At 42.3% G+C, this 19,257-nt stretch carries 20 protein-coding genes; 18 read left to right on the top strand and 2 right to left on the bottom strand.

What is annotated here, in order from left to right:
• Positions 1 to 61: 61 nt before the first annotated feature.
• Positions 62 to 1,213 (bottom strand): IscS subfamily cysteine desulfurase, encoded by a 1,152-nt coding sequence (locus tag AC6CHU_RS02085; protein WP_251284485.1) that lies wholly within the window; start codon positions 1,211 to 1,213, stop codon positions 62 to 64.
• A 134-nt stretch (positions 1,214 to 1,347) separates the two neighbouring features.
• Between AC6CHU_RS02085 and nadB the strand changes: the two genes are divergently transcribed.
• From nadB to AC6CHU_RS02045, 8 genes are all read left to right on the top strand, one after another.
• Positions 1,348 to 2,931: an L-aspartate oxidase gene (gene nadB, locus AC6CHU_RS02080; RefSeq protein WP_498119890.1), complete on the top strand. Its 1,584-nt coding sequence runs from the start codon at positions 1,348 to 1,350 to the stop codon at positions 2,929 to 2,931.
• A complete protein-coding gene (gene nadC, locus AC6CHU_RS02075; protein WP_251284483.1) occupies positions 2,900 to 3,736 on the top strand; it encodes a carboxylating nicotinate-nucleotide diphosphorylase in 837 nt (278 codons plus the stop codon). The genes nadB and nadC overlap by 32 nt, the downstream gene beginning before the upstream one ends.
• 27 nt (positions 3,737 to 3,763) lie before the next feature.
• Positions 3,764 to 4,870 carry a quinolinate synthase NadA gene (nadA, locus tag AC6CHU_RS02070; protein WP_159863312.1) on the top strand — a complete coding sequence of 369 codons (1,107 nt, stop codon included), beginning with the start codon at positions 3,764 to 3,766 and terminating at the stop codon, positions 4,868 to 4,870.
• Between the two features lie 424 nt (positions 4,871 to 5,294).
• Positions 5,295 to 7,247, top strand: coding sequence for a SafA/ExsA family spore coat assembly protein (safA, locus tag AC6CHU_RS02065; RefSeq protein WP_159863311.1), 1,953 nt, complete (start codon positions 5,295 to 5,297; stop codon positions 7,245 to 7,247).
• Complete coding sequence (locus AC6CHU_RS02060) at positions 7,231 to 8,223, top strand: phosphotransferase (RefSeq protein WP_159863448.1); 993 nt, start codon at positions 7,231 to 7,233, stop codon at positions 8,221 to 8,223. Before safA ends, AC6CHU_RS02060 begins: the two co-directional genes overlap by 17 nt.
• A 113-nt stretch (positions 8,224 to 8,336) precedes the next feature.
• Complete coding sequence (locus AC6CHU_RS02055; RefSeq protein ID WP_159863310.1) at positions 8,337 to 9,074, top strand: YhcN/YlaJ family sporulation lipoprotein; 738 nt, start codon at positions 8,337 to 8,339, stop codon at positions 9,072 to 9,074.
• A gap of 168 nt (positions 9,075 to 9,242) precedes the next feature.
• On the top strand, positions 9,243 to 9,791 hold the full coding sequence (locus AC6CHU_RS02050; protein WP_159863309.1) for an intercompartmental signaling factor BofC: 549 nt from the start codon (positions 9,243 to 9,245) through the stop codon (positions 9,789 to 9,791).
• A 133-nt stretch (positions 9,792 to 9,924) separates the two neighbouring features.
• Positions 9,925 to 10,509, top strand: a complete 585-nt coding sequence (locus AC6CHU_RS02045; protein WP_498119887.1) for a tyrosine-type recombinase/integrase — start codon at positions 9,925 to 9,927, stop codon at positions 10,507 to 10,509.
• Between the two features lie 54 nt (positions 10,510 to 10,563).
• Here AC6CHU_RS02045 and AC6CHU_RS02040 read toward each other — a convergent pair whose 3' ends face one another.
• Positions 10,564 to 11,250 carry a universal stress protein gene (locus tag AC6CHU_RS02040; protein ID WP_236566174.1) on the bottom strand — a complete coding sequence of 229 codons (687 nt, stop codon included), beginning with the start codon at positions 11,248 to 11,250 and terminating at the stop codon, positions 10,564 to 10,566.
• 243 nt (positions 11,251 to 11,493) lie between these two features.
• Here AC6CHU_RS02040 and AC6CHU_RS02035 point away from each other — a divergent pair, with 243 nt between their 5' ends.
• The 10 genes from AC6CHU_RS02035 (at position 11,494) to AC6CHU_RS01990 (ending at position 19,236) form a co-directional block, all read left to right on the top strand.
• Positions 11,494 to 13,893, top strand: coding sequence for a Na+/H+ antiporter subunit A (locus AC6CHU_RS02035; protein WP_498119884.1), 2,400 nt, complete (start codon positions 11,494 to 11,496; stop codon positions 13,891 to 13,893).
• On the top strand, positions 13,877 to 14,302 hold the full coding sequence (locus tag AC6CHU_RS02030; protein WP_159863305.1) for a Na(+)/H(+) antiporter subunit B: 426 nt from the start codon (positions 13,877 to 13,879) through the stop codon (positions 14,300 to 14,302). Before AC6CHU_RS02035 ends, AC6CHU_RS02030 begins: the two co-directional genes overlap by 17 nt.
• A 2-nt stretch (positions 14,303 to 14,304) precedes the next feature.
• Entirely contained in the window at positions 14,305 to 14,643 is a 339-nt protein-coding gene (locus tag AC6CHU_RS02025; protein ID WP_048011602.1) for a Na(+)/H(+) antiporter subunit C, read from the top strand.
• Positions 14,636 to 16,126, top strand: a complete 1,491-nt coding sequence (locus AC6CHU_RS02020; protein ID WP_159863447.1) for a Na+/H+ antiporter subunit D — start codon at positions 14,636 to 14,638, stop codon at positions 16,124 to 16,126. The genes AC6CHU_RS02025 and AC6CHU_RS02020 overlap by 8 nt, the downstream gene beginning before the upstream one ends.
• Before the next feature lie 41 nt (positions 16,127 to 16,167).
• Entirely contained in the window at positions 16,168 to 16,647 is a 480-nt protein-coding gene (locus AC6CHU_RS02015; protein WP_159863304.1) for a Na+/H+ antiporter subunit E, read from the top strand.
• Positions 16,644 to 16,928, top strand: a complete 285-nt coding sequence (locus AC6CHU_RS02010; protein WP_159863303.1) for a Na(+)/H(+) antiporter subunit F1 — start codon at positions 16,644 to 16,646, stop codon at positions 16,926 to 16,928. The genes AC6CHU_RS02015 and AC6CHU_RS02010 overlap by 4 nt, the downstream gene beginning before the upstream one ends.
• A complete protein-coding gene (gene mnhG / locus AC6CHU_RS02005) occupies positions 16,906 to 17,271 on the top strand; it encodes a monovalent cation/H(+) antiporter subunit G (protein ID WP_159863302.1) in 366 nt (121 codons plus the stop codon). The genes AC6CHU_RS02010 and mnhG overlap by 23 nt, the downstream gene beginning before the upstream one ends.
• Before the next feature lie 96 nt (positions 17,272 to 17,367).
• Positions 17,368 to 17,979: a Holliday junction branch migration protein RuvA gene (gene ruvA, locus AC6CHU_RS02000; RefSeq protein ID WP_159863301.1), complete on the top strand. Its 612-nt coding sequence runs from the start codon at positions 17,368 to 17,370 to the stop codon at positions 17,977 to 17,979.
• A 52-nt stretch (positions 17,980 to 18,031) separates the two neighbouring features.
• Positions 18,032 to 19,033 carry a Holliday junction branch migration DNA helicase RuvB gene (gene ruvB, locus AC6CHU_RS01995; RefSeq protein WP_159863300.1) on the top strand — a complete coding sequence of 334 codons (1,002 nt, stop codon included), beginning with the start codon at positions 18,032 to 18,034 and terminating at the stop codon, positions 19,031 to 19,033.
• A complete protein-coding gene (locus AC6CHU_RS01990) occupies positions 19,030 to 19,236 on the top strand; it encodes a DUF2905 domain-containing protein (protein ID WP_159863299.1) in 207 nt (68 codons plus the stop codon). The genes ruvB and AC6CHU_RS01990 overlap by 4 nt, the downstream gene beginning before the upstream one ends.
• Positions 19,237 to 19,257 lie beyond the last annotated feature (21 nt).

The raw sequence follows: 19,257 nt of genomic DNA, 5'->3' as shown, positions 1-19,257 counted from the left end.
TCTCTCACCCTTACAATCCGATAATATTTCATTTTAACATAAGGAAAGGAGGAAGAAAAAATTAGAGGGGTACGAGTTCACTGGCCAAGATAGCCAGCTTTTCCCCTAATGCTTTTGCATCCTCGGCAGATGTATTCCACCCAAAGGAAATCCTGATAAATTCTTTGCCTCTTTTATCTGTAACTCCCAGTGCCTCCATGGTTTTAGAAACAGTTTGCAAGCCTGTACTGCATGCACTTCCTGTAGATATGGAAAATCCGAGCCGATTGCATTCAAGCATGACATATTGTCCTTCCACACCTTTTAACCGAAGTCCCAATGTAGAAGGAAGCTGGTAAGAGCCGCTAAAATCGTATACTGTGAATTTCTCGTGTGCGGGTTCAAGCTCCTTCAGCAGTACTTCCCGCAGCATTTGGAAATGGCTGTTATGTTTGCTTAAATTTGCATAAGCTTTCTGTGCAGCCACTGTCATTCCGACAACACCCGGAAGGTTTACAGTGCCTGGCCTGAGTCCCTTTTCATGTGAAACTCCGGGTAAAAAAGAGCTCCACCGCATGTCTGGTCTTAGGTAAACCCCTCCGATTCCCTTTGGGCCGTAAAATTTATGTGCAGAAAAGGAAAGGCTATCAGCAAATCGTGCCGCTTCTTTCAAATCTGCTTTGCCAAATGTATGGACACAATCACTATGCAGCAAAATTTGCCTTTCCCTGCAAAGCTCGCTGATCTCAATGAGAGGCTGCAATGTGCCGATCTCAGGATTGCCATGCTGTATGGTAACTAAGACGGTATCTTCCCTGATGGCGGAACTTAATTTTTTCAGGTCCATGCGGCCATCTGTGCCAAAAGGAATTTTTGTAATTTCATAGCCATCCTTAAAGCGTAATTTCTCTAAAACACTATGAATAGAGGAATGTTCAGCTATTCCTGTAATAATATGCTTTCCTGCTTTTTCAGAAGCAGACAGCAAGGCAGCTATTGCAAGAAAATTACTTTCCGAACCTCCGCTGGTAAAATAGATTCCTTCACTTTTTACGCCTAAAATTCCTGCCAATTCCATCCTGCAATTTTCAAGAAGCCCTTCTGCAGCACTCCCGGTATCATGCAGGCTGCGGGTATTGCCAAAGTATTCAGTTGAGGCTTTTATATAGGCATCTGCCGCTTCTCTGTCGAGCGGACATGATGCGGCATAATCGAAATATTTAATGTTCCCCACCTGCTCTCCTCTTTCTAATTAAACCAATCAAAAAGTCAGAAGTTCCTCTTAAACTATGAAAACCTCTTGTCATAATTCTAAATCTGTGTAAATATAGGTGTCAAGACACCTGTAAAAACAGGAGGTAAAATATTATGAATGCCGACGTTTTAATAATTGGAAGCGGGGTAGCCGCTCTGCAGTTGGCAAAGAAGCTGCGCCGGGACTTGAATGTGATTATTCTCACAAAATCGACTGTAATAAATGGAAATTCATATATGGCACAGGGCGGCGTTGCAGCTGCCCTGGGAAAAAATGATCATCCAGAAAAGCACTGCATGGATACACTCGAAGCAGGAAGGTTTCATAATAATTCTGATGCAGTGCAAGCCCTGACCAGTGAAGCTCCATTCCTGATAAAAGAGCTGAATCAGGAGGGATGCCGGTTTGACATGGATTCTGGAGGATCCATCTCGTTAGGAAGAGAAGGGGCTCATTCAGAGAATAGAATTGTTCATGGGGGAGGAGATAGTACAGGAAAAACAATCATCGATTTTATGCTGTTAAATCAAAATCCGAATGTTCGAATCTTAGAAGATATTCTTGTATTTGAATTGCTTATAAATGGAACAGACGGCAAGTGCATTGGCCTAAAAGGAAAAGATTATGCTGGTGGAGTTCATCAATTCTTTTCTTCTCATGTTGTGCTCGCTACGGGTGGCTGCGGACAGCTGTATGAATATACCTCCAATGCTGAAACCGTAACTGGAGATGGGATTGCCTTAGCATACAGGGCTGGTGCGGAGATAGCTGATATGGAGTTCATTCAATTTCATCCCACACTTCTCTACAAGGACGGTAAAGCACGGGGGCTGATCTCTGAAGCTGTAAGGGGAGAAGGGGGACGCCTTATTACTGAAGACGGGAGTCCTGTCATGGAAGGGCTTCACCCACAGGGAGATTTAGCCCCAAGACACGTAGTGTCACAGGCCATTTATCATTCTGTGAAGAAAGGGAAAACCGTTTTCCTGGATATCTCATCAATAGAAAATTTTAAATCCAGATTTCCAACCATAACAAAAATATGTGAAGAAAACGGCGTAGATTTAAGTTTTGGGAAGATTCCTGTTGCTCCCGGAAGTCATTTTTTAATGGGAGGAATAAAAACTGATTTATTGGGCCGCACAAGTATTCCCGGCTTGTATGCGATTGGTGAAGCTGCATGCACGGGAGTACATGGCGCTAACCGTCTTGCAAGCAATTCCCTGCTTGAAGGGCTTTATTGCGGCAAGCAGCTTGCGGTTTGGCTTAATGAACAGCCTTTCAATGAAACTGCTGATGAATTGCATATTCATAACCCGGAATTAGGGTGGCCAGTTAAAGAAGCATTGCCATCTATTGAAGAAATTAAAATAAACATGATGAAAAATGCCGGGATTATCAAAACAAAGGAAGGGCTTCTTGCTCAGATGGCCTGGCTAAAAGGATGCAAAATTGAAGAATGGATAATGGCAGATCTTGATCATTTATCAATAGAGGAAATAACGCGGGCCTTCATGCTGATTGCAGCTTATCTGATCACAGATTCTGCATTAATGCGAACAGAAAGCCGTGGGGGACATTTCCGGCAGGATTATCCTTTCGAAAGTCCAGAATGGCTTGGAAAAAGAATTATTCACTGCCGAAAACCTGAAAGGAATGGTAAAAATGAACAAATTAAAGCTGCGATTGCAACTTGAACAATATTTTCTTGAGGACATTGGGGACCGCGACCTGACAAGTGAACTTATTTTTGGGGAGAGCCAGGCAGGAAAGGTCATTTTCCTGGCAAAAGACAATGGTATTTTTTGCGGTGAAGAAATAATCAGGTCAGGATTTAAGGTGCTGAATCCGGCGGCTGAAGTAAATATAAAGATAAAGGACGGGGAAAGGATCGAGAAGGGTCAAATCCTTGCTGAAGCTGCAGGGCCAGTATCGGATTTATTAAAAGGAGAAAGAGTTATTTTGAATCTGCTCCAAAGAATGAGCGGAATTGCAACAAAAACAAGTGAGGCTGTCCGGGTTCTTAAAAGTTCACATACAAAAATCTGCGATACAAGAAAAACCACTCCAGGCCTAAGAATGCTTGAAAAATATGCAGTCAGGTCAGGAGGGGGATTTAATCATCGATATGGTCTATATGATGCAGTCATGATTAAGGACAACCATATTTCTTTTGCCGGTTCAATTGCAAAAGCTGTGGAAGAAGTGCGCTCAAAAATTGGGCATATGGTAAAAGTTGAAGTCGAAACGGAAACAAAAGAACAAGTCGTGGAAGCAGTTAAAGCAGGTGCAGATGTAATCATGTTTGACAATAGGAGTCCGGAAGAGATAAAAGAGTGGATTAGCTGCGTGCCGAATGGAATAGTGACAGAAGCATCCGGTGGAATTACCCTTGATAACCTGCAATCATACAGTGATACGGGGGTTGATTTCATTTCCCTTGGATTTCTGACCCATTCTGTGAAATCGCTTGATATAAGTGTGAAGGTTATCGTGGAATAAATTTTGTGACAAAGGGGTTTGGAGAAGATGAATATTTTTCAGACAGCAGAAAAACAAGCAAGTATTCTTCCGGAAAAATATCGGATGATGACTGTTAAGGAACTAAAGGTTCGGGCAAGAGAAATAAAAAATGGGCTTGGCAATAAGCTGTTCATTCCGGGTCATCATTATCAAAAAGATGAGGTCATCCAGTTTGCGGACGCTACAGGTGATTCACTCAAGCTTGCCCAGCTTTCGCAGGAGAATACAGAGGCGGAATATATTGTATTTTGCGGAGTCCACTTTATGGCTGAAACGGCAGATATATTAACATCTTCACATCAAAAAGTGATTTTGCCGGATATGCGTGCAGGCTGCTCCATGGCTGATATGGCTGATATAAGCCAAACAGAAAGAGCCTGGATGAAACTGCAGAATATGTTTGGGGATACTATGCTTCCATTAACGTATGTAAACTCTACTGCTGCCATAAAGGCTTTTGTAGGACGTCACGGAGGAGCGACAGTCACTTCTTCGAATGCTGAAAAAATGGTAAGCTGGGCCTTTGAGCAGAAGCAGAGAATTCTATTTCTTCCTGATCAGCATCTTGGAAGAAATACTGCCTACAATCTTGGAATACCTCTTGCTGGAATGGCTGTATGGAATCCTACTACAGATCATCTGGAATATGAAGGGGAACTAGAGGATATAAAAGTGATACTATGGAAAGGCCATTGTTCTGTTCATGAAAACTTTACCGTTGAAAATGTTCATGAAGTCCGGGAACAATATCCTGATATGAAAATCATTGTCCATCCTGAATGCAGAAGAGAAGTGGTAGAGCTTTCCGACATGGCAGGATCAACCAATTTTATTATCGATGCAATTGAACATTCGGAGCCTGGATCTTCCTGGGCAATCGGTACTGAGATGAATTTAGTTAAAAGGATTATCGCCCGGCACCAGGATAAAACTATTATCTCACTTAACCCGCATATGTGTCCTTGCCTGACTATGAACCGAATCGATTTGCCACACCTGGTTTGGTCTCTTGAATCAATCTGGGAAGGTAATAGCCAAAATCTAATTCAAGTCGAAGAACCAACGGCAGCATATGCTAAACTGGCTCTGGATAGGATGCTTGAACGCCCATAAATGCGGTAAAAAAGTCCCCTGTCCGCTAACATTGGAACCTAGCTTACAGTGTTAAGCATATTCTGCGGAACATATATCTAATAAAAAAATTCTCCCCGCCAGGAGGATTTTTTTTTGCTTAACTGGCCATTGCGGGTAAGGGTAAAGAGAGTAACGATGAATCATAATTCCGGGAAAAAAAGCATATCTTTTTGTGTAGATTGTTAGCAATTTGCCCAATTCTTCATACACTATATGGACTCATCGAGATTAACGGGCACTAATCTGCACCTTTCACATAAATGGATGAAATGCCCGTAAATGCTGAATAGGGCACAGAATGAGAAAGCCGCATCTGCGGCAGGTTTCTGTGTGCCCCATCGTGTGGACCTCAACCATCCATCACAGATGTAAGCATCACCTTATGCATAGGAGGGAATTCAGAGTGAAAATCCATATCGTACAGAAAGGGGATACTCTTTGGAAGATTGCCAAAAAGTACGGCGTGAATTTTGAAGAGCTGAAAAAGATGAATACACAGCTCAGCAACCCTGATATGATTATGCCCGGTATGAAAATAAAAGTTCCTGCAAGTGGAGGCTCTATAAAAAAAGAAGCTCCTATTGGAGGAAAACCGGAAGCAAAAATAAATTTGGGTGCCAAAAAAGAAATGCCAAAAGCAGAACAGCCTTTTGCCAAAGAGAAACCTATTACCATGCCGAAAACGGAAGCACCCAAGGAGAAGCCGGTAAAAGAAGCACCAAAAAAGGAAATGCCAAAAGTAACAGCACCAAAGGTTGAAACTCCAAAAGAAGTGCCTAAAGCTGCGCCAAAAGCAGAAGCACCTAAGGAAGTTCCCAAAAAACCCTTTACACCAAAAATGCCAAAGCCGATTATGCCGGAAATTGATATAAATAATTATTATATGATGAATATTCAGCAGCCGGCACCGCAGCAAAAGCCGCTGCCGGCAAAAGAGGTAAAACCGCAGCAGAAGCCTCTGCCCGCAAAAGAGGTAAAAGCAAAGGAAAAACCAGTTAAGCCTGCAGAAACTAAACCACAGCAAAAACCATTGCCAATCTCAGAATCTAAGCCGCAGCCCCAGCTCCCGCCCAAACCAGTTAATATCCTTCCGCAGGTAAAGCCGTATCAGGAAAGTCCTGAATCGCCGGAAAGCGAATCACCATTTTACCCACAACAACAAGGAGGTCAATATCAGCCGATGTTTCCTTATAATCCATGTTACCCGCAAATGCCATTCCCTCAAGTACAGGGAGCAATGATGCCACAGATGCCGCACCAAATGCCCCAGGTCCAGGGGGCAATGATGCCTCAAATGCCGCACCAAATGCCATCAGGTGTGATGGGAGCGGAAGACATGGGCATGCAGATGCCGCACCAAATGCCGCAGGTCCAGGGGGCAATGATGCCACAGATGCCGCACCAAATGCCATCAGGTGTGATGGGAGCGGAGGACATGGGCATGCAGATGCCGCACCAAATGCCGCAGGTCCAGGGGGCAATGATGCCACAGATGCCGCACCAAATGCCCCAGGTCCAGGGGGCAATGATGCCTCAAATGCCGCACCAAATGCCATCAGGTGTGATGGGAGCGGAAGACATGGGCATGCAGATGCCGCACCAAATGCCACAGGTGCAGGGGGCAATGATGCCACAGATGCCTCATATGGCTGGAGTAGAAAGTCCGGATTATGATGAATCTTCACCGTTTATGCCAATGTCTCAAATGCCATCGGGTGTGATGGGAGCGGAAGATATGGGGCAGCAGATGCCGCACCAAATGCCACAGGTGCAGGGGGCAATGATGCCTCAAATGCCGCATCAAATGCCGCAGGTGCAGGGAGCAATGATGCCTCAAATGCCGCATCAAATGCCGCAGGTGCAGGGAGCAATGATGCCTCAAATGCCGCATCAAATGCCGCAGGTGCAGGGAGCGATGATGCCGCAGATGCCGCATCAAATGCCGCAGGTGCAGGGAGCAATGATGCCACAGATGCCGCACCAAATGCCACAGGTGCAGGGAGCAATGATGCCTCAAATGCCGCATCAGATGCCACAGGTGCAGGGAGCAATGATGCCGCAGATGCCGCCAGGTGTAATGGGAGCGGAAGACATGGGCATGCAAATGCCGCATCAAATGCCACAGGTACAGGGAATGGAATCTCAAAAGCCATTGATGCCTGGCTCGGTGATGGGAGCTTCCAATGATTGCGGCTGTGGAGGGCCGCAATATGCTCCTAGAGGTTTCGAACCAGGATATGGCCCAGGATTTGGCTATGGACCGGGACCAGGCTTCGGTCAAGGCTTTGGCCCAATGGGCGGAGAGGCATTTGGAATGCCAAGAAACACAGACGAAAGCAGTGAATACGACGGTTAATAATGCAGGAGACGATTTAGTACAAAATCGTCTCCTCTCCTATTTGCACGATCAGCTGCCATTTAAAATTGAAGAATTAAAGCCCATTCGAAAGAAGGTCTATTTTCTAAGAACACAGCAAAGATCCTATATATTAAAAGGGTTTTCATCCTATCACCGTCTAAAACTCCAGGAAGCATTCACATCTTCATTAATGAAGGAAGGATTCTCAAAGACCTATATTTTTTATGAAGTTGCCAAGGAACCGCCTTTGTTTTTTGACAGGACTTATTACGGCTGTATGGAGTATTTGCCGCCTTCCAAGGAAGTTTTTACTTATTACCTGAAAACAGATCGGTTAAAAGGGCTGGAACTCCTGAAGAAGTTTCACGATACAACAGAGAAGCTCGTCAGCCGTTATCGAACGGTTGTGCCAGCTTATAGGCAGGCAGACAAGTGGAGAGAGAGAGCAACCCTTTTTCTTAATAATCTCCCAGTAGTAAGGTATTTTGTCCAAAAAGAAATTATTAATGAGTTACTGGCCTGGGCAGATTGGTCCTTAAGAGGCATTGAAGAAGAAGCCTGGCTTTTTCAGTCGGGAAGGCAGGTTATTCTGCACGGTGATGTAGCACACCATAATTTTCTCAGAGCAAAAGATCAATCTTTATATTTGCTTGATTTTGACCTCGTCGCGATAGGGTCTCCTCATTCCGATTATCTGCAGTATGCAAATCGCATCCTTCCCTTTATGAACTGGTCATTTGAAGAATTGAAAGAATATCCAATCTTTAAATACAGTCTTGAAGAAAAAGGCTTTCTTCATGCATTGGCATATCCAACAGATATATTCAGGGAATGGAACCGTGTAATAAGGGATAGATCGTATCTTGATTCTGTAAAAATCCGTCCTGTATTGGATTTAACTGTAGGACAGTTTGCTGAAAGACAGTGCTTTATTAAAGCACTTAAAATGGCCGTTAATGAGACAAACCAATAATACTCTATACAAAATTGGACGTAAATGGACAGAATGAAAGCCTCTTTTCGCTCACAAGCTAAGTAAGAGCAGAAATGCTCAGGGCTTGTAATATTAGCGAGGGGGTTTTTCGCTTGCACAAGAAACTGCTTATAGTGCCGGTGGCTGCTATCTTATCAATGGGATTGACAGGCTGCGGTACGAATGAAGATGCAGCTGTTGATCGAAACAATGAGATGGGTCAGCCCATGGGATATTACTCGAATGAAAATCACGAAAATCGCGGTGGAAATGTCCGGGTGGAAGATGGTACCGATAATGATGGGCCTCTGACAGAAATGATGGATCATACGCTCGGAGCCGAGGGGGAAAATACCCGCCGTAACCATGTGGACAATAATGCACGGAGAGTCCGGGATGAAAACACCGGAAACCCTACTGTTCCTATGGCAGACAGAGATCTAAGCTTTTTTAGGAAAGATAATCGTTTTAGCCATAGCGATGCAAATTACCATGGTCATCTCGATGACAATACACGGCAAGCTAAAAATTCCTATTATCAGGCTTATGAAGGCGAGCTTGCTGAAAAAATCGGTGACATTGCAGCAGCTGTTCCAAATGTTGAGGACGTCAGATCTGTTACCTATGGCAGCAATGTTTTGATTGCTGTAGATCTGACTGATTACGATAAGGAAGAACAAACAAAAGAAGCGATTCATAAAGCTGTCGAGCCATATCTGCGGGGAAGATCTGCGAAGGTGGTAACAGACGAAGGAACATTCAGCCGGTTAAGAAACATTGATAACAATCTTCGTGATGGCGGCCCAAGAGAGCAAATTGATTGGGATTTGAAAAGCTTATTTGGCAGGTAAAATCAACAGATTAGCGATAGGGGCAAAGCATCTGGGCTTTGCCCCTTTTACATATTAAATTATTTCAGGATAAACATGAAAATTTTGGCCACACTAAACATAAAGATCTGGGAAATACAGGATCAGGCAGACAGTGAAGAAGTTACTATTTAATCGGGGTGATCGATCATGAGAACCATATGGGGCTTGCTAATAGCAGGATCTGCTTCCTTTTATCTCTTCTTCTACACGGACGCATTTAATTTTTTATCTGTTGGCGGCACTTCTCATTATGCTATGGCAGCTGAACAAATCGAAGGTCCGCTTAAGCTTGAGGTCATCTTGGAGAGAGAGTATCTGGATGGAGAAGTAAGCCAGGAAATGATAAAGGAAACCATATGGTCTCTTGAAGATTTCTGGGCTAAATATGATCAATGGCAGCTTGTTGATATGGATATAGATTATATGGTATTCCGCAGGAAAATGGATGATATATCACCGTTATTAAAAGCAAATGGGTATTTCGGTGTCACGGAAGACGGAACCCTGACCATTTTCAATGGAAAGCCGCAAAAAACGAATATTATTCAGTCATTCTTTCAAATCGATTTAGGAAAATTAGAGAGCACAAAATGTGAAGAATTAAAAAAGGGAATACCAATTGTTTCAAAGGATCGATATGTGGAAGTTCTGGAAACCTTTAAAAGCTATACTGCCGGTGAAAAGCAGGCGAATTAAAGCAGTGAAACATGCAAGGGGATGTGCTCCTCTTGCATATTTTTTTGTGCCAAAAGGAATATGTATTATTTGTAATGTTACATAGTTTCTGATAGCATATAATTAAGTAACATTAGATGCAGGAGGGAATCTAGTGGAATATGTTGATCCTATCAAGGACATCAAAAGTATTAATAAAATCAAAGAGATTTTAAGGAGACAATCACAGCGGGACCTATTGCTGTTTGTGCTGGGAATAAATACAGGCATTAGAGTCAGTGATCTGCTTTCTTTAAGAATCAGTGATGTTTCAGATGGGAAAGAAATAAAGGAATTTATTTATATTGATGATTTAAACCATGGTGCTGAACCAAAAAATAGCCATGAACAGAAAGCATATTTTTTAAATAACAGTGTGAAAAAGGAATTAAGGAAATATTTTTCCCAGCATGATTTTACTGAGTGCGATTTTCTTTTCAAATCCAAGAAGAATAATCAGCCTATAACCCGCCAGCAGGCTTATCGGATTATAAATAGTGCTGCCAAGGAGGCAGGGATACAAGGGAAAGTCGGAACACATACACTCCGTAAAACGTTTGGTTATCATGCTTACAGAAAAGGTATTGCCATTTCGATCATTATGTCCATATATAATCACCACTCATCAGCAGAAACAATGCGCTACCTGGGAATTGAGAGAGGCGAGAAGCAATTAACAAAGGTGGACGTTAATCTCTAGAAGTGAAAGGATAAAAAAACTCCTCCGCATTTCAGCAGAGGAGGAATTATTTCATTATTCATCATCATTATTCAAGGAGTCATCTAAATCAACATTAGTTAAGTCAGATATAATGTCTTCAGTTACGATGACTTGATGTGTCTTCTGGTCTTTCATAAATTTAAAAACCCCATTATTAAAGTCAGTGCCCTGATCTTTAAAGAAAATTCCTTCATATTCAGCATCCTTCGTATGTTTGAAAGTCACACGATAGTTGCTTCCATCCTTAACGAGGTAAGCACGAACGCCTTTTTCAAACTGTCCCTCCTGATCTTTCAGATATCGGGACACAGAAATGATATGAAGATCCACAAAGGGGATTTCCCGGAGAAGTACATTGATGATGGACCCCTTGGCAATTTGTTCCCAGCGGCTTTGAGCTGTTTGGCCAAGAATTATTTGTGTAATGCCTTTTTCTCTTGCCACTTCGGTGATGACTTTTGATACCGGCCGCTTTTCATTATCCTTCAGAATGAAAGCATCAGCACTATAGTGATCGGCTAATTGTTTCCATTTGGTGATGTAATGTGATTTCTCCGCATCCATTTCATCAAAAGGTTTTGGATCAATGGTCAATATATATAAAGGACAATCCAGCATACTGGCTATTTGGCATCCGCGGCGAATTAACTTTTCACCATTTGGGCCGTAATAAACACAGACAAGAATGCTTTCGTCCATTCGTCCTGTTAGTTTTTTCACTGTTAACTCACCTCGAATAGATGTGAAAATATTTGTCTTCATAATTTAAACTATGTATGACTATAGCTTATGCAACCTAAAAGGTCAATGTCATTCAAGAAAATTAATCAAGTTCAGAGTTAATGGTTTGATATATTGGGAAGCATACTTTAAAAGAACAGTAAATGCCCTTATGTTTGAAACAGTAATGTCACCTGAAAATTCATAAAAAGGGAGGGGATCGTTTTGTCCTGGCTGCACATAATGGTTTTAGTTCCATTTATATTTGCAATATTTGTTCCGTTAATTTATAGAATGGTTACACCACGCATACATACTGGCTGGTTTGTGCTAGTAGTGCCATCAGTCATTTTTCTGTATTTGCTAAGGTATATTCCAATTGTTTCAAATGGAGATTCGGTTTTTATTTCTGTACCCTGGATCCCATCGTATGGAATAAATTACACAACATATATTGATGGATTAGGCTTAGTCTTTGGATTGCTTATTACAGGCATCGGAGCTTTGGTTGTGCTGTATTCCATATATTACATGTCAAAGCTGAAAGAATCACTGCACAATTTCTATGTCTATTTACTGTTATTCATGGGAGCTATGCTTGGTTTGGTTTTCTCTGATAATATTCTTGTTTTATATGTTTTTTGGGAATTGACAAGCATCTCGTCTTTCTTACTGATTGCTTATTGGTATCAAAGGGAAAAATCTCGTTATGGGGCACAGAAATCAATGAATATCACGATTTTTGGCGGACTTGCCATGCTTGCCGGATTTATCATGCTGTCAATGATGACAGAAACATTTAGCATTCGTGAAATAATTAATCAAACTGAATCTATATATGAGCATTCCTTATTTTTGCCTGCCATGATTCTTCTTCTCATTGGGGCGTTTACAAAATCTGCACAATTCCCATTCAGCATTTGGCTTCCAGATGCAATGGAAGCTCCAACGCCAATTAGTGCTTATCTGCACTCAGCGACAATGGTTAAAGCTGGGATATATTTAGTGGCGCGTATGACGCCGATTTTTGGAGGCACTGCAGAGTGGTTTTGGCTTGTAAGCATTGCCGGACTTGTAACATTGCTGTATGGCTCTCTTAACGCTGTAAGGCAAACAGACTTAAAGGCTTTATTGGCGTACTCAACCATTAGCCAGCTTGGGCTGATCATGAGTCTGCTTGGCATGGGGTCAGCGTCCCTATATTACGGTACAGGTGATGAAGCTTCAATGTATGCAGCAGCCGTGCTTGCTGCGATCTTTCATTTAATCAATCACTCTACATTTAAGGGAAGTTTGTTTATGGTTGTGGGGATCATTGACCATGAAACTGGAACCAGGGATATTAGAAGGCTGGGCGGTTTGATGCACCTGATGCCTATTTCTTTCACCCTTGCTGTCATTGGCGGCTTTTCAATGGCAGGACTTCCACCATTTAATGGATTCCTGAGTAAAGAAATGTTTTTTACCGCTGTGTTGAATGCCTCTGATATGTCTATATTCAGCATGGAGTCCTTAGGTGTTATTTTTCCTGTTATCGCCTGGGCAGCAAGTGTGTTTACTTTTATCTATTGCATGATTATAATTTTCAAGACCTTTACCGGGAAATACAAGCCGAAAAAGCTGGAAAAAGCAGCCCGCGAAGCGCCAGTTGGGATGTTAGTCCCTCCGCTTATTTTATCTTCCCTGGTTATTATTATTTTCTTTTTCCCTAATGTGCTATCTCAATACATTCTTAAGCCCGCAATGGGAGCTGTTTTGCCAGCCTATTCTCAGCCTGGGGAAATTGAAATCAAAATCAGTGCATGGCATGGCTGGAATGCAGAATTATTTATGACTCTGGGAGTCGTCGGAGCAGGGGCTCTTCTATATTTATATTTAAAAAAGTGGATTGGCATTTATTCGATCTACCCATATAGCATGACCTTCAATAACTTCTACAACCAAGGGCTCGGCAAAATGGAAGACATGTCCTACTCTCTAACCAAAGGCTATATGACCGGATATATACGCGATTATTTTGTATATATCTTCACTTTTTTTATTATTCTGGTTGGAGGTTCCATATTGTTCCTGGATGGAGCAGTCTTTGATGCCGGCAAAAATGCACCTGTCAGCATATATGAAGGTGTGCTGATTATTAGCATGCTTACAGCAGCCTTTACCGTTCTATTCTCCAAATCAAGGCTGACGGCTATAGTTGCAGTTGGTGCACTTGGGTACCTGGTCTCACTTTTCTTTGTCATTTTCCGCGCGCCGGATTTAGCACTGACCCAGCTGGTGGTTGAAACAGTTACAACTGCCCTTTTTCTTTTATGTTTTTACCATTTGCCGGAAATGCGGAGGAAAGTGGAAAGAGTAAAATTCAGAATGATAAATTTAGTGATTTCCCTTGGTGTTGGGGCCGTAGTGGCAACTCTTGCATTATCTGCTAATGGGACAAGATTATTCGAGCCTATCGCCTATTACTATGAAAATTCATATGAACTGGCCGGGGCAAAAAATATTGTTAACGCGATACTTGTAGACTTCCGGGGTATTGATACAATGCTTGAAATATTTGTGCTTGGCATTGCTTCCTTAGGAGTGTATACACTTGTAAAACTGAGGTTATCGGGGAGGGGAAGAAGTGAAAGAACCAAATGATATCATTTTGCATGCTGTTATAAAGGTTGCAGTAGTTATCATCCTTACCTTTTCGATTAACCTATTCTTCTCAGGACATCATAACCCTGGCGGAGGATTCATCGGAGGTTTAGGATTTTCAGCTGCTCTGACGCTGCTGTTTCTGGCATTCGATATTGAAACAGTCCGTCAAAATATTCCTGTTGACTTTAAAGTGCTTACAGCGATCGGCGTATTAATTGCTGTTTTTACAGGAGTGGGGGGCATTGTTTTTGGGCAGCCATTTTTAACACAGGCATTTGATTATTTTGACATTCCGGTTTTCGGAAAGACTGAACTGGCTACTGCAGTGCTCTTCGATGTAGGGGTGGCGCTGGCAGTTATTGGGACATCGATGTCCATAATTCTGAGTATAGGTGATGATCACTAAGAATGGAAACTTTAATGTCACTGCTTGTCGGTCTATTTTTTGCTATAGGAACCTATTTAATCTTAACCAAGAGTTTGCTTAGAATCATCCTGGGAACGTCCATTATCAGCCACGGGGTCCATCTGCTTATTCTCACGATGGGCGGGTTGAAAACGGGAGGTCCCCCATTATTGGGGCTGCAGGACCTTCCATTTACCGATGCGCTCCCACAGGCACTTATATTAACAGCGATTGTTATTAATTTTGCAACGACGGCCCTTTTCTTAGTGTTAAGCTATCGGGCATATAAGGTGCTGGGCACAGACGATACGGATCAAATGAGAGGTAATCATGATGAATAATTTAATTATTATGCCCATAATCATCCCTCTGATTGCAGGTATGGTCATGGTGATATTCAGGAGGAATTTAATACTTCATAAAATATTAAGCCTCATTGCGTTATCAGGATCGGGAATTATTGCGGTCATTTTAATGAGAGAAAATAAAGATGATGGGATTCAGGCCCTGCACTTAGGAGACTGGCAGCCTCCATTTGGGGTGAGCATGGTCGCTGATATGTTTTCCTCCATGCTGCTTTTAATAACTAGTATTGTAGCTGTCTGCTGCTTGATTTATGCCTTCAAGTCAATAGGAGAAGAAAGGGAGAACCATTATTTTTATCCTTTGTTTTTATTTCTGATTACCGGAGTTAATGGCTCCTTTATTACCGGGGACTTATTTAATCTGTTTGTCTGTTTTGAAGTTATGCTCATTTCTTCTTATGTTTTGATTTCATTGGGAGGCACTAAGGTACAGCTCAGGGAGTCAATAAAATATGTACTTACCAATATTATTTCGTCATTTCTTTTTCTCGTCGCAATTTCCTTTATTTATGCTATTACCGGAACATTAAACTTTGCCCATCTTTCAGTGAGAGTTGCAGAAACAGGACAGAGCGGTCTGTTGACTATTATATCTATTTTATTACTGGTCATATTCAGCCTCAAAGCTGCTCTTTTTCTATTCTTTTGGCTTCCGGGCTCATATAGTGCACCACCGACGGCTGTAGCTGCGGTCTTTGCTGCACTATTAACAAAGGTTGGCATTTATGCGATTTTTCGGGTGTTTACCCTGGTTTTCTACCATGAGCCGCAAGTTACCCATCTCTTAATCGGCATTTTGGGAGCGGGAACCATGATTTTGGGTGCGATTGGGGCTGTTGCCCATTGGGATATTAAGAACATACTCGCTTATAACGTCATTATCGGCGTTGGTTTTATTATTGCTGGTTTAGCCTCTTTCTCAGCAGAGGGATTAACAGGCTCTGTTTACTATATCATTCATGACATCATCATTAAGGCGCTTATTTTCTTAATAGGCGGGACAATCATCAGTCTTACTGGCACCGGTAAACTAAAAGAGATGAGCGGTCTCATTCGCAATCACCCATATCTTGGATGGATGTTTTTTATTGCAGCTCTATCCCTGGCAGGAATACCTCCTTTAAGCGGTTTCCTTGGCAAGGTATTTATAACGCAAGGGACTTTTGAAGCCGGCTATTTCTGGCTTGGCGCAATAGGCCTGTTAACAAGTCTGATGGCCCTCTACTCCGTTATTAAAATTTTTATGAATTGTTTTTGGGGAGAAACGTTTTTAAGTGAAGAGATGGAGTCAGGTACTACTAAAGGGGTGATGTTCCCGATAGCCTGTCTCAGCCTGCTGACCATATTGCTGGGCTTGGGAGCTGAAGGAATCTCTGCATATACCGAACTGGCAGTCCGAACCTTAATGAATCCGGAGCTTTATATTGATGCTGTCTTTGGAGGGAAGACTGCGCCGTAACACCTGGAATAAACAGATTTTCTTCGAAAGGGGTTATCATTTTGCCCATTCAAGTGTTAATCAATCTATTTATAGCTTTTTTATGGATGTTTCTTCAAGATGACTGGAGCGTATTATCCTTTTTCAGCGGCTATCTGGTGGGGATAATTGTTTTGATCGTTTTAGAGAAATTTTTTAAAGCCCCTCTATATTTGAGATCACTTATAGCCATCCTTAAATTGTTTTTTGTGTTTATTTGGGAACTGTTTACTTCGAGCATCCTTGTCATCCGGCAGGTAATAAGGCCAAGAATTAATATCACTCCCGGGATTTTCACAATAGAAACTGAACTTGAGGGAGAGCTTGAAGTAACCTTGCTTGCTTTGCTGCTTTCACTGACTCCCGGTTCTGTTGTTGTGGAGGTATCCCACGATAATAAAGTGTTCTACATTCATGCCATGGATATTCCGGAATCAAGTGAATCTGTCATAGTATCAAAGGATCGGTTTGAAAAGGCGATAAAGAAGGTGACCCGCAAATGATCGAAATTATTTTATTGCTTTCATTGGGATTTCTGGCGCTCTCAATGATGGCAACAATCTTCCGGCTGGTTATAGGACCCACAACACCAGACAGGGTACAGGCTTTGGATGTTTTAGGAATAAATTTAATTTCAGCGGTCGCAATTTTATCGGTATTACTAAAAACGCATGCCTTCATGGAAGTCATTTTATTAATTGGCATTCTTTCCTTTATTGGAACAATCGCCTTTGCTCGATTTATGGAAAGAGGTGTTGTCATTGAACGCAGACGTCACAAGTGAATTGGTAGCAGCCATTTTAATTTTGACAGGCACCATTTTCAGTTTTTTGAGTGCAATCGGAATTATACGGCTTCCCGATGTTTATACCCGGTCTCATGCCGCTTCAAAAAGCTCCACTTTGGGTGTAATGTTTACATTGTTTGGAGCATTCCTGTTTTTTCTGTTTGCAGATAATTTTTTCAGTATTCGATTACTGCTTGGGATATTTTTCGTATTTCTGACTGCCCCTGTTTCGGCACATGTAATTTGCCGGGCTGCTTATCGCTCAAGTGTAGAGATGAGCAGTATTAGTGTTAAAGATGATTTAAAGGGAGCTTTTAGAAAAGATCAAGAGGATGCATAGAACAAGTCTTAAGAAGAGTGTCTGCAGCATTTTTTTCTTCGTGCCAAAAAGTTTATGGTACAATGAGGTACAGTTGAATTAGGGGAGAGAAAGGCATTGTTTGAATTTGTAAAAGGCAGGCTCGATTTTATCGGACCTGAATATGTAGTTATTGAAAATAATGGTATCGGATATCAGATATTAACGCCAAATCCATTTAGCTATACACCGGAGTTCGGGCAGGAAGTCAGGATATTCACTTATCATTATGTACGGGAAGATATCATGGCATTGTATGGTTTTCAGACTCGTGAGGAGAAGACTCTGTTTACCAGGCTGCTTAATGTTACCGGCATTGGGCCGAAGGGAGCACTTGCGATTCTTGCATCAGGTGAACCGGAACAGGTAGTGCAGGCGATTGAAAATGAAGATGAAGCTTTCCTTGTTAAGTTTCCTGGAGTCGGAAAGAAAACTGCCAGGCAAATGATTCTTGATCTTAAAGGCAAGCTTCCGGATATTGTACCTGACTTCTTTCCCAATCTGTTTTCAGCGGATAAAATTCAGTCTGATAGCGCGCATGCGGGAGATTTGGAAGAAGCATTGCTTGCATTAAAAGCACTGGGCTATTCTGATAAGGAACTAAAAAGGATTACGCCGGAACTGAAAAAAGAAAAGCTTACAACGGACCAATACATAAAGAAAGCTCTGCAAAAGCTTTTAAAACTATAATTGTTGAAGAAGGCCGATTCGTTTTATGCTGAAATTAAGAAGGTGATTAAGTATGGAAGAGCGGATTATATCCGGTGAAGCTGATCTTCAGGATCTTTCATTTGAACAGAGCCTGCGCCCGCAGACACTAAAGCAGTATATTGGTCAGGATAAAGTAAAGGAGAACCTCGAGATCTTTATTAAAGCCGCCAGAATACGCGAGGAGACCTTGGATCATGTCCTTCTATATGGGCCGCCCGGTTTGGGGAAAACCACACTGGCTGCTATTATTGCCAATGAAATGGGCGTAAATATCAGAACAACTGCAGGCCCTGCGATTGAAAGGCCAGGTGACTTGGCGGCAATCCTGACTGCGCTGGAACCAGGTGACGTCCTGTTTATTGATGAAATTCATCGCTTGCCGCGGTCTATCGAAGAAGTTCTTTACCCTGCAATGGAAGACTTCTGCCTTGATATTGTTATTGGAAAAGGGCCAAGTGCCAGATCAGTAAGGCTGGATCTGCCGCCTTTTACACTGGTTGGCGCGACAACTAGAGCCGGGTCGTTATCGGCTCCTTTAAGAGACCGCTTTGGTGTGCTCAGCAGGCTTGAATATTACTCAGAAGAGCAGCTGACAGATATTGTTATCCGCACAGCTGAGGTGCTGGATACAGGCATAGACCAAAAAGCAGCGATTGAAGTGGCAAGAAGGTCAAGAGGCACGCCCCGAATTGCAAACAGGCTCCTCCGGAGAGTCAGGGATTTTGCCCAGGTCAAAGCGGACGGCCAAATTGATGAACCACTCGCCAAAGAAGCCCTTGAGCTTTTGCAGGTTGACCGTTTAGGCCTTGATCATATTGACCATAAATTATTAAGAGGGATAATAGAAAAATTCCGGGGCGGACCTGTTGGCCTTGAAACCATTGCTGCGACCATTGGAGAAGAAGCGCATACGATTGAAGATGTTTATGAACCCTATTTATTGCAGATTGGGTTTCTTCAGCGGACGCCAAGAGGAAGAATTGTAACGGACCTGGTGTACCTCCATTTTCAAATGGAGGTGCCTTCTGATTGAACGGCATATCGAAGTGGCTGATGGTTGTTGGTGCCATCATTTTCGCCATAGGCTTTATAAGCCAGTTTATTAATATTGGCAAGCTGCATGGAGATTTAGTGATTAAAAAAGGCAATACGACATTTTATTTTCCAGTCGTTACATCGATATTGCTGAGTATTATCCTATCTGCCATCTTTTATTTTATTGGCAGGTTCCGGTAGTCTATTTGAATAACAGAAGGG

This window comes from Cytobacillus sp. GQ23, assembly GCF_059758675.1.
Note: the sequence above shows the minus strand (reverse complement) of the source record. Positions and strands in the feature narration are given on the sequence as shown.